The sequence below is a fragment of the Sulfuricurvum sp. genome (assembly GCF_023250475.1).
Classification (GTDB): domain Bacteria; phylum Campylobacterota; class Campylobacteria; order Campylobacterales; family Sulfurimonadaceae; genus Sulfuricurvum.
In genome coordinates this window covers 1-14,431 of the sequence record NZ_JAHFAQ010000051.1, presented here as the reverse complement: position 1 = coordinate 14,431, position 14,431 = coordinate 1, and the positions used below count along the sequence as shown (strand labels likewise).

Genomic DNA, 14,431 nt, shown 5'->3' with positions numbered 1-14,431 from the left:
CAGGAGGGGGATCTTTTTATCGGAATCTCGACGTCGGGGAACTCCCAAAATATTATCAATGCATTCGAGTCGGCAAAAGATCGGGGAGTGACTACGGTCGCCCTTGTCGGGCGTGAGGGGGGCAAGATGGCGGCAATGGCCGATTATGCGATCATCATTCCATCCAACACCACAGCGCGCATCCAAGAGTCTCATATTTTGATCGGACATATCCTTTGTGACATTATCGAAAAAGAGCTTTTCGGAGGCGGTGTTGCGTAAAGCGCTCTTTCTCGACCGTGACGGCGTTGTGAATGTCGAGAAAAACTATCTTCATAAGATTGAAGATTTTGAGCTACTTGAGGGAATCATCGAGGTGTGCCGAACCTATCAGGATCAGGGGTATCTGATCATCATTGTCACCAATCAGTCGGGAATATCTCGCGGCTATTACACCGAAGAGGATTTTGCCCTTTTAAGCCGATGGATGATAGAGCATTTCAAAGCACTCGGGATTACGATCACCCATATCTATCACTGCCCTCATCACGAGAATATTGACGGTGCATGTGAATGCCGTAAACCAGAACCGGGGATGTTTCTATCGGCTCAAAAAGAGTATAACCTGGATATGGAGCACTCTGTTATGATCGGTGATAATGAGCGTGATATCGAAGCTTCGCTCAAAGCAGGGGTCGGGATGAATATTCTCCTCTCTACCGGCGCAGTTACCTCAAAAGCCAATAAAATTATCCACTCGCTGCGGGAGTTGCTTTAATGCTTATTATCAATACGGGCGGCACTTTTAACAAACGGTATGATCCGATCAAAGGGGAACTTTTTGTTCCCAACGATAATCAAGCCGTCGATACGATCCTTGAATCTTTTGTCGTACCGATTTCGGTGGAGGGGATTGTCTATAAAGACTCATTGGAGATGGATGACAATGACCGCTCTTTGTTGGCTCAAACGATCAAGCACTCGGATGAAAAAATCATTATTGTGATTCACGGTACCGATACGATGGATTTAAGTGCCGAATATCTGAATACGTTAGCTTTGGATAAAGTTATTGTTTTTACGGGAGCGATGGTCCCTTTTAGCCTTAGCCCGATCGAAGCGACGGCCAATCTTTCCATGGCAATCGGCTATGCCCGAAATGTTGATTCGGGCATTCATATTGTGATGCAAGGTGTTATGGGCAGTTTTAAACAGGTTAAAAAAAATAAGTGTGCAGGGAAGTTCGAACATGTCTAAAGTCAAATGCGATCACTGCCATCTGGAATTTGACGATTCGGTGATGATTCACGACGGAGAGTACCGATTTTGCTGTAACGGATGTCGCGGGATTTTTCATCTTCTGAAAGATGAAGGGTTGGAGAGTTTTTACAGCAAAATGGGAGACACGACCCTCTCTCCGCCGACTGAAACCTACGAAGCAAGTTCCAATTTTGATACTCCCGCTTTTCATGAACGTTTTGTCACTTTGAGCAAAGAGGGACTCAATCAAGTTTCACTGATTATTGAGGGGATACACTGTGCGGCATGCGTATGGCTGAATGAAAAAGCACTCCATAAGATGGAGGGTGTCATCGAAGCCCATATCAATTACACGAACAATAAAGCCCGAATTACATGGGATCCGTTAACGGTTAATCTTTCGTCTATTATCGATATGATTCGTGCCATCGGCTATAACGCTTTTCCTTACGATGCATCGCTTCAAGAGGTACGTGCCAACAAAGAGCGTAAAGAATATTATCTTCGGATGGCGGTCGCGACGTTTGCGACGATGAATATGATGTGGATCGCCGTTGCCCAATATGCCGGATATTTCACCGGAATTACCCAAGAGATCAAAACAATTCTCAATGTTGCCGAATGGGTACTGGCTACGCCGGTACTTTTTTACAGCGGATGGGTTTTTTACAGAGGGGCGTATTACGGCTTGAAAAATAAAGCCGTTACGATGGATTTGCTTGTGGTTACGGGATCAAGTCTTGCCTATCTCTACTCTATTTATATTACCGTATTGGAAAAAGGGGAAGCTTATTTCGATTCGGTAGCGATGATTATCACGTTTGTCCTGTTCGGAAAGTTTCTCGAAGTGCTCAGCCGTAAAAATGCCGCTGATACCCTCGATATTATCGGAAAACATATTCCGCGTGAAGTGAGTATTGTGGAGGGGGAATCGATCCGCTCCGTTGATGTCAATGAGGTCAAAGAGGGCGATGTGATCGTGATCCGCAGCGGAGAACGATCCGCAATTGACGGAGAGGTGATTTCAGGGGAGGGGAGTTTTGACGAGTCCAATCTCACGGGAGAATCCGAACCGATTTTTAAACGCATCGGCGACCGTATCATCAGCGGAACGACGAGTATCGATGCGCTGATCCATTATCGGGCAACCAAAGATTTCGCCCATTCGACCCTTTCCAATCTTGTTAATCTTTTAGAGAACGCGATGGCGCAAAAGCCGTCGATTGAACAGTTGGCTAACCGATTGTCGCAGCATTTCTCTTCCACGATTTTGTTTTTGGCGATCGGAACGTTTTGGGGATGGTATTTTTTGCCGCACAGTTTTGATCGTTCACTCATGGTCGGTATTTCGGTAATCATCATCGCGTGTCCGTGCGCGCTCGCCCTTGCGACTCCCGTAGCGACTTTGGTCGGATTGGCACTCGGAGCCAAGCGGGGAATTCTTTTTAAATCGGCGGCACAGATTGAAACGATGGCAAAGGCTACTATGGTGGTGCTTGATAAAACGGGGACGATTACCCAAGGGCGACCGGAAGTCGTCTATGCAACCATTCATAGCCCCTTTGAAATCGGCGCTTTGCATACGCTTGTTTCTTCGTCCAAACACCCGATCAGTCGAGGCGTTATGGAATATTTGGAACGTACCGAAGAGGGTATCGATTCCTTCAGCATTGAAGAGACGCGCGAAATTCCTGCCCGCGGTATGGTAGGACGGTACAACGGCGGGATGATCGCCGGAGGGAATGCGATGTTGATGCAGGAACTTGGGATTCACGTCGATGCATCAAGCGATAAAAGCCTTTTTTATTATGCGGTCGATAATAGGCTGGTTGCGACTTACGAGCTGCGTGACCTTCCTAAAGAGAGGGCATTTGAGTCGATTGCGGCATTGAAAGGATCGAGTCTTCGTGTTGTAATGCTCACGGGAGATCATGAGGCGGCGGCACTGAGAGTCGCTTCAGAGGTCGGTATTGAGGAAGTGTATGCCCATCTAACCCCTGAGGGAAAAGCGGCATTTATTGAGTCAGCGCACAATGAGGGGCATATTGTCGTTATGGCAGGGGATGGCGTTAATGATCTTTTGGCTCTTGCGTGTGCGGATATTGCTATCGCAATGGGTAACGGAAGCGATATTGCGATTGAAGTGAGTGATGTGGTATTGATGAATGATTCGCTGACGTCATTAGCCGAAGCGTTCGGAATAAGCCGTAAAACATATGGGCTCATTAAGCAGAATCTTGCCATTTCATTAGTGTACAACTCCATTACGATACCGTTGGCTATGATGGGGTATATTATTCCTCTGATTGCGGCAATTTCGATGTCGTTTAGTTCACTGCTCGTAGTCGGTAATTCGATGCGTGTACGATGGCTCTATAAATAATAAGGGAAAAATATGGATTCTTGGGTAATCGCAATGATGCTGGGTGCATCACTTTTTTTAGGCGCTATTGCTTTGAGCGCATTTTTGTGGGGAATCAAAAACGGACAGTTTGACGATGAGACCAAAATGATGAATCAAGTACAGTATGACGATGAGCGTGAGTTGAACGATGCGGCTAATCAGCAGCGTAAAAAAGAAGAGTATAAACCGGAATAAACGAGAGAGTGACTCACCGCGGGTGCGGTGAGCGAGGTATTATTTAATACCCGCTACGTAAGTAGCAACTGCTTTGATATCAGCATCTGACATAGAAGCAACTTGACCTTTCATCAATGCACCCATTCCAGCTTTGTTTTGAGTACCAGCTTTATATGCTTTCAAAGAAGTTTCGATAACAGCAGCTGTTTGACCTTTAACGATTCCTGATTTTCCAAGAGCCGCTTTTTCGAAAGAAGCACCATGACAGGCAGCACATTTAGCAGTTAGGGCTTTACCATCGGCAGCCATCAAAGACACACCGGCGAACAACATTGCAAGAGCAATTTTTTTCATTTGTTTTCTCCAATAAAAATTTTCGCCGCTATTATAGTCCTATCTATCTTAAATCACTCTAACTGTTTAACCTTTAATGTAGAGTTTGTTACAATATGATACTACCTTTATGAAGGACATTTTATGCGTTACAGTGATGTTAATTTGAACCAAAAGACCATTTTGATTACAGGGGGAGCCGGTTTTATCGGTTCTAATCTGGCATTTTATTTTCAAGAGCATTATCCTGACGCCCAGATAGTAGTTCTCGATCTGTTTCGGTCAAATCTGACTCTCTCCAACGGCAATCTCAAAAGTTTCGGCCATTTTAAAAATCTTCTCGGGTTTCGCGGTGAAGTGATCAGCGGCGATATCAACGATCAGGCTTTGTTGGCAAAACTTTCACATGAGTATAAATTCGATTATATTTTTCACGAAGCGGCAATATCCGATACGACGGCACTGGAACAGGATTTAATGATCCGTACAAACGTTAATGCATTTAAAGATCTTCTCGACATGGCCGTAGCGCACGGGGCCAATATGATCTATGCCTCATCCGGTGCCACGTACGGAGATGCCCCTTCTCCTCAGCGTGTCGGAGTGGAAGCTCCCCAAAATGTTTATGGATTTTCAAAATTGATGATGGACCATCTGGCGCATCAATACGCTCAAAAGCATGATCATATCAGCATTGTAGGATTGCGTTATTTCAATGTTTACGGACCGAGAGAGTTTTTCAAGAATAAGACATCTTCGATGGTGGTTCAGTTTGGCCATCAGCTTCTGGCGGGAAAAAATCCGAAGCTCTTTGAAAATTCCGACAAAATCTTGCGGGATTTCATCTATATCGAGGATATTATTCAGGCCAACATCCTCGCGATGCACCCAAAAGAAAACGGTGTATTTAACGTCGGTACCGGGAAAGCACGCTCATTTCAGTCGATGGTCGATATCCTTCAACGTGAGCTGGGAACATCGTACTCGTGCGAATACATTCCCAATCCTTACGTGGGACGGTATCAGTTTCATACCGAAGCCGACATCAGCTCGACGCAGTCTGTGCTTGGCTATGCACCCCGTTTTGAATTTGAAGAGGGGATTGCGGCGTACGTGCCTGAAATCAAACGATTATTCGAACAGGAACGCTCATGAGAGCGCTTCATAACGCCCATCCTCATATCCTCGTTATCGGGGATTTGATGATCGACCATTATTTGTGGGGCGGATGTGAGCGGATCTCCCCTGAAGCTCCGGTACAGGTGGTCGATATTAGCCGCGAGACAACCGTTCTCGGCGGGGCTGGGAACGTTATCAACAATCTGGTGACGTTGGGCGCGCGGGTAAGTATAAGCGGGGTGATGGGTGATGATGAAAACGGGGAAGAACTCCGTAAAATGCTCCGTGCCATCAGCGTAAGCAGTGACGGACTTATTTGCCAGAGCGGACGTAAAACCTCAAAAAAAAGCCGGATTATCGCGTCAAATCAGCAAATTCTCCGTTACGACAAAGAATCAAAAAATGCCATAGATAAATCGAGTGAAGAGGCAATCCTCTCCTATGTGAAAGAGATAGTTTCTGCGTGCGATATTATTATCCTTTCCGATTACGGCAAAGGGGTTCTGACCGATGCGGTTGCAGGGGGGATAATTGCCCTAGCGAAAGAGGCAGGGAAAAAAGTACTCGTCGATCCGAAAGGGAAAGATTACCGCAAATATCGTGGTGCCTATCTCCTGACTCCCAATAAAAAAGAGGCGTCTGAAGCGACGGGGATCGTGATTAGTGATGAATCGAGTCTTGAAAAAGCGCTATTGAGTCTCAAAGAGACGTGTGATCTAGAGTGCTCGATGATAACCCTCTCCGAAGACGGTATCGCTATTTTTGATGACTCGATGCGCCGTTTTCCGACGGTAGCCAAAGAAGTCTTTGACGTAACGGGTGCGGGAGATACGGTGATTGCGTCCCTTTCTTTTGCACTGTCGTGCGGATTGAGCATTGATGAAGCGGCACCGTTTGCCAACCATGCCGCAGCCGTTGTTGTCGGGAAGATCGGATCGGCGACCGTAACGCTGGGGGAGATCGAGGAATATGAATCGAGTTTGCACCAAAGTACTTCGGATATGCATATCAAAGCCAAAGAAGAGATATATACCCTTGCTGAGCGCCTTAAAAATGAGGGGAAAAAGATTGTTTTCACAAACGGCTGTTTTGATATCCTCCATGTCGGCCATGTTAAATATCTTCAAGAGGCAAAAAGTTACGGCGATGTATTGATCGTCGGTCTGAATTCCGATAGCTCAGTGAGAGAGCTTAAAGGGCCTACTCGCCCCGTCAATCCAGAGGGAGATCGTGCTTACATTTTAGCTGCGCTTGAATCGGTCGATTATGTCGTTGTGTTCAGCGAAGAGACACCGCATGAATTGATCAAAAATATTGCTCCCGATATTTTGGTCAAAGGGGGCGATTACGAAGGCAAAAGTGTCGTTGGAGCGGAATTTGCTAGTGAATTGCGACTGGTGCAATTTGTAGAGGGCAAAAGTACGACGGCTACCATAGCACGAATTAACGAAGGAACCACATGCTAAAAAAAATAATTTTGACACTTTTAATGGGAACATCTGTATTTGCGGCGCATCAGGTGAGCCTTAATACAAATGACAAAGAGGTGGGCGGAGAAATACGTCTCGATATGGGGCGTATGGGGAGTGCCATGAGTAATGCCTATATCGGAGCCCGTTTTTTAAACGGGGATAACAATAACAGTAAAACAATTGCCGATCCCGATCCGTTAATGGAAGTCTCATTCATGGTGATGCAGCCGGTACGCGGAGTTCCCGGATTAAAGTTAGGTCTCGGGATGAAAGGGGAATTTACCAAAATTGACGGTGCCGGTTATGCGGCGGTTCCTTTGGGCATTGAAGCGGAGTTGCAGCTGCCGCTACATACCCCGTTTCCATTTTATCTTAACGGCGCTTTTTATTATGCTCCATCAGCACTTTGTTTTAAACAAGGGGACAGCTATACGGAGACTCGTATCGGGTTGGATATTGAACCTATCCAGAATGCACGTATAGGAGTCGGATACCGTACGATCGATACTGACTTGAAAACACGTAATGTTACCTACAACGATGCCTGGTATTTTGGAATGAGATTAGACTTTTAAGTTTTTTACCGCTTCAATTACTTCTTCTGCTTCAATACTTTTCATACACTCGTGATGCCCGAGAGGGCATTCTCGCTTCATACACGGAGCACACTTCATCTCATGTCTTACGATAATACTTTTTTCATTGTGCCATTGGGACGTTTCCGTGAAGCGTGTCGGACCGAAGATGGCGACGGTCGGTACCTGATAGGCTGCTGCAACGTGCATCGGACCGCTGTCGTTTGTGATAAAGAGATTCAGTCCGCCGATAAAACTGCACAGCTCCTGAATCGATGTTTTTCCGGCGAGATTGGTGACATTGACCCCTTTGAGCCGTGATTCAATATCGTTTGCCATCCCCACTTCATTCGGTCCTCCAAAAAGGATGATTTCATAGCGATTACTGTAGGCACGAGCCACTTCGGCAAATTTTTCTGGATACCACCGTTTGGCACTTCCGTAGGTTGCTCCGGGATTGATTCCGAGCATCGGGCGGGAGTAGCGGTGCGGCGGGATATAAAGTTTTAAATTTCCGAGTATGAGCCCTTCAGAGGTGAGACTTTGGGCAATATCGCGATACTGTTCTACCAGATGGGAAGGATGAGTGGGTTTGATACTGTGGGTGAGGAGCATTGATGAATGCCAGCTGCGGCGTCCGGCGCTCACAGGAGTACCGCTCCAATAGAGCAGCAGTGAAGAGTGGAGCTGATTACGAAAGGTAATTGCCATATCATGGCGACCAAGCTTCTTGGCAAATCGGTAGGTATTGGCAAAACGATTTCCCCGTTTTTTCGTCTCATCGACATAATGATGTTTGCATTGAGGGTGATATTTGAGCGCTTCAATGCTGACATAGGAGCCGACCAATGTGAGTTCGGCATCGGGATAGATAGCACAAAGTGCTTCGAGTGCAGGGGTAGCCATTACTGCATCGCCGAGCCAGTTGGGAAGTATGACAAGTATTTTCACGATTAAGCCTTATAGGTATATATCGGTGCAGAGTCGAGATTCCACGTGATGTGCAATTCACCTCTGGAGGTGGAACATATCAGCAGATATTCGTCTGAGCGGTGAGAAAAACGGACAAATCGTGCATCACTCAAGTGGGTGAGCATTGTTTTGTAGGATTCAAATGCGCTTCGTTTACGGATACCTTCACGGTTGTCGATTAATCCGTATCCCGGAGCTATAAGCTGATGCCAGTAGACGCAGTTTACTTTTTGAGAAGCAAAAGCGAGGAGATAATAACGAACCATAAAAGAGGCATACTCCTCTTCGCTTACGCACTCAAACTCACTGGTCGGAGCGTAGGGAGTGGTATTTTGTATCGGCCAGTTGGTTTCGGTAATGATTAGCTCATTCGCAGTTTTCGGACTCAGTCGGATTAGAGAATATAAGAGATTGATTTTGTCCAGGAGGTTCAAGCCCATCTGAGTATTCTCAGGTTCACCTCGACGGTCAACATAGAGGAGGCTTCCTATTGCGTCAAAACGTATACGTGCCAGATTGAAGAGCGTATGAGCTGTGAAGTGAAATTCAAAATCGATGACGTTGGAGCCGATAAATTTCAGATGGGGAAAACGGCTTTTTTTTAGTCCATAGGCAACGGCATAAAAGTCCAGATATTCATTGACACTGAAAAATCCCCACTTGGCGCGGTTGATTGTGGAACCTATGATATAGGTATCGCATAGACCATTCAATGCTTCGAAAATTTGCGTAAAATGGTCTTTGGACAAAGATGGGGATGTGATATGTTCACGATCTTGCAATAACGCGACGGTGATATGTTTTGCGTTCAATGAGCGGATAAAGGTGACATACTCATGCAATCGATCCACTTCCCACAGCGGGATACGGATAAGGAGCTTTTTGATGTTCAGTTCATCGAGCAGATAGGGGGTAGTGTTGGGTTCTTTATCCAGATTGACACCGATACCGAAAAAATCTTCTCCGCTAATAGTACGTCGTCCTATAAACGGCATTAGTAAAAATGCAAGAGGGAGGGTTATAAGGGCGATCAAAAAAGTTTTGATTAGTGAGGGGAGTGCATCGCGGCGCATGGCACGCTTGAGCGCTTTATCTTTGATAATAGCGGGCTGATCGGAATAATGGTCCCAGGCAAACGGTGCTTTCATTCGGCAATTGTACCGTTTTCTTACCTTCAATCAGGTAAAATAGAGGGGTAAGAACGAGGAGACAGTATGAACATATTGGTGGTACGTAACGATAAGCTTGGGGATTTTATTACGGCGCTTCCGGCATTGTATGTCCTTAAGCACCATAATCCCTCCAACCGTATCATCGCTCTTGTCGCCCCTTTGAACGCCAAACTGGCGGAATCATGTGATTTTATCGATGAGGTGATTGTCGATAAGAGTGATGATATCTTCGCATTGGCGTTTAAAATAAAAGAGGCGAAAATCAATGCTTCGATTACTCTGTTCTCCAATACCCGTGTGGCGTTGGCACAATGGATCGCCCGTATCCCCATCCGTATCGCCCCCGCTACCAAAATCGCCCAAATTTTTTACAATCGTCGAATCACGCAGCGCCGCAGTGAGGTTAAAATGGCGGAGTTTGAATACAATCTAGAATTGACAAAAGCACTCTTTTCAGACATCAGCCTAGATTTCCCGAAGCCGCTATTGCGGTATGAAGGGGCTGAGAAGGTGTACCGTGAATTTTGTAGCACATACGGTATTACTAAGCCCGTTGTGGCATTTCATCCGGGTTTCGGCGGATCATCCGATGCCAACTGGACGATCAATGAATACATCGAATTGGTCTGCATTGCCGAGAGTTTTGACAACATCGATGTCGTTATGACGTTCGGTCCCGACGAGGAAAAACTTTATGAAGAGGCTAAAGGGCTGCTGGGGGAGAGCAGGGTGGTAATGTATCGTTCACTTGGAAGCGTCGTCGATTTCGCAAAGCTTTTGAGCAGTTTTAAACTGTTTATAAGTACCTCGACGGGAACCTATCATTTGGCAAGTGCGGTAGGGTGCGAGACCTTTACGTTCTTCGCCGATACCCTATTTGCCTCTGCTTCCCGCTGGAAAAGCATCGGAGAGAAACAGCACCATTTTATGATTCCGCTCAACCCGCAGGGGAGAAGTGCGATGTTGGAGAGCGTTAAGCAGGATCTGAAAAATCGCCTCTCAGCACTTTCTTGAGTCTTTTTTTAAAATTCTTGACTCGTTTATTGGCGTTATTATGACGTTTCATTTCACTAATTGCGACAGTTTCATCCAAGCCGCTTAAACGGGCGTATTCGCGCCCCATAATTTCGATATCTTCATCCCTTGCCCAGAGTTTATTAAAATTTTCGCACCCCTCAAAAGGGGTGATTTCCCGAAATGCCATCCGATTAATATCGACGATGGAAAACCGATACCCTTCTTCCATCCGTTGTACCAGAATATTGCCGGGAGAATAGTCTAAATGCCATACCCCTTTTTGGTGTAAATCATAGGTATAGGCGGCAAACTGACGTAAAACATCGGAATAATCGTCACATTTATGGTGAAGCGCTTCGCGAATCGTAAAATCATAAGGGTTGTAGAGACTTATAAAATAACTGTTTTTCAGTAGATTGGCACTGTAAAACTCTACATAGGAAACCGGTGTCGGCGTTGATATTTCAAGATTCGTTAAATGAAGTGCGTTATGGTACGATTTGTAGGCTTTGCTTTTACGAAAAAATGAATAGACGATGCGATTAAGCAGATGGGGAATTTGAAAGGATTTAACCACCATTTTCTCTTCATCCAACGAAATGATTTTGAGTTCGTTACGTGCTTTATGGATGGTTTGCGTATCGTTTGCAAAGATAGTTTTTATCTCTTCAAAATAGGGGCTTAAATGGGCGTATTGAGGTTGAAATTCGCTTTTTATGATCATGTTTAGTGCGCCCATTTATTTTTCTTTAGCAAACCTGCTTCGGCAGTGTCGACCGCAAAAAGTTCTTTTTGCAGTTTTTGTGTCTCCTGTTGCGTTGCATTGCTTTCGACAACCGTTTTGAAATTGTATTTAATATATCCCTCTTTACCGATATAACCGATCAAATCACCTGAGTAAAAGTAAACAAAGCGATTTTTTACGGATGAATCGAAGAGGGAATTTCCCATTGCGCTAAAGGACTGTTGAAAGCCTAATAAGTCAAGAATTGAAGGGAAAATATCGTTTTGAGAACCAAGGGTTTTAATCTCCTGAGGTTTAAAAATTTTCGGTGCGTAGATTACGAGAGGTATTCTAAAATGCTCAACGGAAGGCAAAGGTTTATCGTTGGGACGAAGTGCTTTACCGATAGGACAAAGCGCATCTCCTGTTCCGTGGTCGGCTGTAAAAATAAAAATCGTATTATCAAACCACGGTTCCTTTTTGACACTTTCCATAAAGCGCTCTATCGCATTGTCCGCATAGATATAGGTATTTAACGATCCGTTGTAATTTCTCAAATCAGGCGGATAACGCTCAAATTTTTTAGAAGGGAGGTGAAAGTCACTATGGTTGGTCGACGTAAAGGTAAATGCGATAAAAGGCTCCTTCTCACCGTTCAGTTTTTGATGCAGGAAGTTAAACATGTTGTAATCGTACGTTCCTGTTTTCGGTGCACGCCCCGCATCGACAGTTTCGACATTCGGCATATCTTCGGCACCGTAATACTCATCAAAGCCTGCCAGCTGGCTAACCGCATCCACTCGGTATGAACGGCGGTTTGAACCTTGCATCGCGATCGTTTTGTAGCCGTTTCCTTTGGCTATTTTTCCAAGATAGCTGAGATTTGATAGTTCTAATCCGCTTCCGAGATAATCAAATCCTCCGGGGAGAGTAACACCGGTGTAAACCGACGTTATACCGTAAATAGAACGGTATCCGTTCGCGTAAAAATTGGTAAATTTAAGACTCTCATTGCTCAGTTTTTTGAAATAAGGGGTTACATTGAGCTCTTTATATCGGGTAAATCCGTCGATATGCTCCGCACCCCATGATTCCAGTAGAACAATCACAATATTGTAGTGAGGTTTCGGTTTGGACTTAAAGGCGCGGGAGAGCGGTATATCTTTACTCTCAAAGCGGGCATTGTCACTTTGCAAAAGACTTTGTGTCACAAGAGTGGATTCGTTTAAGTCGGCGAGTTGGTGATGCCCCCCCTTTTTGGAAGAGGCCGTACGATAAACACAGAAGAAGCCGTTTAAAGCCAGATTCCCCGAACTCACCTTATTGACGGCATAGGCATCGGACAAACCGAACGATTTGTGACTGAATGAGTTGCGAATCCCTATGAACAGGATCAGGATGATGACAATCAGCCCCAGCCAGCTTTTGGCACTTACCTTTTCATGTTGGAGCGGAGCGCTGAAAATTTTGTAAAAGAGAATAGACAAGATGACGAAAAAGATTGAAGCGCCGATCGTATAAAAAAGATACGAACCGAAAGCCATTTCCACGATAATATTGGTATCGTTTGCCAGAGCAAAAAGTTCATTGGAGATATGACGATGGATAAAATCATAATACAGGACATCGCTGAAAGAGATAAGAAGAATGGTACTCAGCAGTGTACTCCAAAGCAGCCCCATCCCGATACGAAAACGGCGTTTATGAACCCATCGGACGGGGAATACAAGCAAAAGGATAATAAGGGATAAGAAGGTAAAGAGAGTAATGATATCTACTCTGAAACCCATGATAAAAGAGCCGATTAATTCAAAAAAAGTTAAATCCGAAAAGTCTTCGGAATACATCTTCCACAAAGCGATTCTAGGAATCATCATAGCGATAAGGCTGATTGCAAGGGCAGTGGTTATTTGAGTATAGCGGGAGTAAAATTTCAATAAATATCCTTGATTATTCTATAACGAGATGGAACTAAGCTAATAAAGGAAATATTGTATCATTTTCTCATCAAACCTTTGATAAAGAGGGTCTCTATTTCGGAGGGTTAGTAACGAAATCCTATATGCACTTTCGCTTCGCTGTCGTTTAGCGATAGCGCTATATTTGTTGTGGCATCAAGCATAAATAGATCATGGAGAAAGAGTCCCATGAAATTTCCTATCGAGGCACTTACCAACTGATCAGCAAAAGAGTGCCCTCCATCTTGGACTCGGCTGAGGGCACTTGCGGAAGCAGACGTGTAGCTGATCGTATTTAAGGTATATTTGCCCCACTCCTGTATGTCCATTTGTTCAACATTGCGTCTGTTCATTGCCGAACTGGCAAAATGATCCAGAGCATGGTGTGAGCCTATAGAGCCGTTATTCGTTCCGTCAGGAGATTTTTTATGGATGTTTTTTTCAAGAAAGGTTGAGGTTTGTTTCGTCGCTTCTAAACCTGTAAATTCGACTAGAGCACGTTTCCCCTTTTGTTCATAATCCGGATCATCGATCAAAAATGCCGTTGATAACGTTTCGTAGTGGTTAATGGCTCTGTAAAACTCATCATCCTCTTCGCCGCCGATCCAATGGTGATCTCTGAAATAGTTTGTAATATCTTTGTCATAATCGGTTGCATAAAGGGCAACGGATACTGCGGCGGGAACCCACGTGACGTAATCGGTTGCGGCATTGTACGAAGCTTCTTTGGTTTTCTCCCATCCGTTATCGAACTGAGCTGTACTGCATCCGGCTAAAATAAGTGCTATTAAGGGTAAAATTATACTTTTCATTTGTTTTACTTTTATTCTAACTAAGTGAATTTATAACAATGATTCGATAAAATGAGACCTTGTTTTTAACCTATAAAAGGAAATTTTTATGAAAATATCAGTCATCGGCACCGGGTACGTCGGATTAGTAAGCGGCACATGTTTTGCACAAATGGGGAACAGTGTCACCTGTGTCGATATTGATCAGGGGAAAATTGATAAACTCATTCAGGGGATTATCCCTATTTATGAACCGGGGTTAGAAGATATGGTATTGGAAAATTATGCCAAAGGGACGCTCAAATTCACGGTTGATATCCAAAAGGCCATTGCCACTACCGGTATTGCGTTTATTGCCGTCGGTACTCCGATGGGAGAAGATGGAAGCGCCGATTTGCAGTATGTTCTTGCCGTCGCCAAAAGTATCGGACAACATATGCAAAGCTATATGGTCATCGTCGATAAATCAACCGTTCCG

At 44.8% G+C, this 14,431-nt stretch carries 15 protein-coding genes and 1 pseudogene; 10 read left to right on the top strand and 6 right to left on the bottom strand.

Annotated features, from left to right (window positions below; translation table 11 throughout):
- The 5 genes from Q0C19_RS06365 to ccoS form a co-directional block, all read left to right on the top strand.
- On the top strand, window positions 1–261 hold a 261-nt coding region (locus Q0C19_RS06365), incomplete at its 5' end, for an SIS domain-containing protein (RefSeq protein WP_295054060.1).
- Entirely contained in the window at window positions 254–757 is a 504-nt protein-coding gene (gene gmhB / locus Q0C19_RS06360; protein ID WP_295054057.1) for a D-glycero-beta-D-manno-heptose 1,7-bisphosphate 7-phosphatase, read from the top strand. The genes Q0C19_RS06365 and gmhB, both read left to right, overlap by 8 nt.
- Window positions 757–1,236, top strand: coding sequence for an asparaginase domain-containing protein (locus Q0C19_RS06355; protein ID WP_295054054.1), 480 nt, complete (start codon window positions 757–759; stop codon window positions 1,234–1,236). Before gmhB ends, Q0C19_RS06355 begins: the two co-directional genes overlap by 1 nt.
- Window positions 1,229–3,622 (top strand): heavy metal translocating P-type ATPase, encoded by a 2,394-nt coding sequence (locus tag Q0C19_RS06350; RefSeq protein ID WP_295054052.1) that lies wholly within the window; start codon window positions 1,229–1,231, stop codon window positions 3,620–3,622. The genes Q0C19_RS06355 and Q0C19_RS06350 overlap by 8 nt, the downstream gene beginning before the upstream one ends.
- Window positions 3,623–3,634: 12 nt before the next feature.
- Window positions 3,635–3,838 carry a cbb3-type cytochrome oxidase assembly protein CcoS gene (gene ccoS / locus Q0C19_RS06345; RefSeq protein WP_295054049.1) on the top strand — a complete coding sequence of 68 codons (204 nt, stop codon included), beginning with the start codon at window positions 3,635–3,637 and terminating at the stop codon, window positions 3,836–3,838.
- Between the two features lie 39 nt (window positions 3,839–3,877).
- Here ccoS and Q0C19_RS06340 read toward each other — a convergent pair whose 3' ends face one another.
- Complete coding sequence (locus Q0C19_RS06340; protein ID WP_295054046.1) at window positions 3,878–4,174, bottom strand: c-type cytochrome; 297 nt, start codon at window positions 4,172–4,174, stop codon at window positions 3,878–3,880.
- A gap of 123 nt (window positions 4,175–4,297) precedes the next feature.
- Here Q0C19_RS06340 and rfaD point away from each other — a divergent pair, with 123 nt between their 5' ends.
- From rfaD to Q0C19_RS06325, 3 genes are read left to right on the top strand one after another with little or no spacing between them, the layout of a single operon-like run.
- Window positions 4,298–5,308, top strand: a complete 1,011-nt coding sequence (rfaD, locus tag Q0C19_RS06335; protein WP_295054044.1) for an ADP-glyceromanno-heptose 6-epimerase — start codon at window positions 4,298–4,300, stop codon at window positions 5,306–5,308.
- Window positions 5,305–6,738 (top strand): D-glycero-beta-D-manno-heptose-7-phosphate kinase, encoded by a 1,434-nt coding sequence (gene rfaE1, locus Q0C19_RS06330; RefSeq protein ID WP_295054041.1) that lies wholly within the window; start codon window positions 5,305–5,307, stop codon window positions 6,736–6,738. Before rfaD ends, rfaE1 begins: the two co-directional genes overlap by 4 nt.
- Window positions 6,732–7,319: a YfaZ family outer membrane protein gene (locus Q0C19_RS06325; protein WP_295054039.1), complete on the top strand. Its 588-nt coding sequence runs from the start codon at window positions 6,732–6,734 to the stop codon at window positions 7,317–7,319. The genes rfaE1 and Q0C19_RS06325 overlap by 7 nt, the downstream gene beginning before the upstream one ends.
- Here Q0C19_RS06325 and waaF read toward each other — a convergent pair.
- Both waaF and Q0C19_RS06315 read right to left on the bottom strand, forming a co-directional pair.
- A complete protein-coding gene (waaF, locus tag Q0C19_RS06320; RefSeq protein ID WP_295054037.1) occupies window positions 7,308–8,270 on the bottom strand; it encodes a lipopolysaccharide heptosyltransferase II in 963 nt (320 codons plus the stop codon). The two genes, Q0C19_RS06325 and waaF, sit on opposite strands and share 12 nt — an antisense overlap.
- A 2-nt stretch (window positions 8,271–8,272) precedes the next feature.
- A complete protein-coding gene (locus Q0C19_RS06315; RefSeq protein ID WP_295054034.1) occupies window positions 8,273–9,439 on the bottom strand; it encodes a glycosyl hydrolase in 1,167 nt (388 codons plus the stop codon).
- 66 nt (window positions 9,440–9,505) lie between these two features.
- Between Q0C19_RS06315 and Q0C19_RS06310 the strand changes: the two genes are divergently transcribed.
- Window positions 9,506–10,477, top strand: a complete 972-nt coding sequence (locus Q0C19_RS06310) for a glycosyltransferase family 9 protein (protein WP_295054032.1) — start codon at window positions 9,506–9,508, stop codon at window positions 10,475–10,477.
- On the opposite strand, the gene Q0C19_RS06305 is transcribed toward Q0C19_RS06310, so the two are convergent.
- The 3 genes from Q0C19_RS06305 to Q0C19_RS06295 form a co-directional block, all read right to left on the bottom strand.
- Window positions 10,437–11,219 carry a lipopolysaccharide kinase InaA family protein gene (locus Q0C19_RS06305; RefSeq protein ID WP_295054030.1) on the bottom strand — a complete coding sequence of 261 codons (783 nt, stop codon included), beginning with the start codon at window positions 11,217–11,219 and terminating at the stop codon, window positions 10,437–10,439. The genes Q0C19_RS06310 and Q0C19_RS06305 overlap by 41 nt on opposite strands.
- Entirely contained in the window at window positions 11,207–13,141 is a 1,935-nt protein-coding gene (locus tag Q0C19_RS06300; RefSeq protein WP_295054027.1) for an LTA synthase family protein, read from the bottom strand. Before Q0C19_RS06300 ends, Q0C19_RS06305 begins: the two co-directional genes overlap by 13 nt.
- 107 nt (window positions 13,142–13,248) lie before the next feature.
- Entirely contained in the window at window positions 13,249–13,974 is a 726-nt protein-coding gene (locus tag Q0C19_RS06295; protein WP_295054024.1) for a hypothetical protein, read from the bottom strand.
- Window positions 13,975–14,062: 88 nt separating this feature from the next.
- On the opposite strand from Q0C19_RS06295, the pseudogene Q0C19_RS06290 reads away from it, so the two are divergent.
- Window positions 14,063–14,431: pseudogene (locus Q0C19_RS06290) on the top strand (UDP-glucose 6-dehydrogenase); the annotation flags it as partial.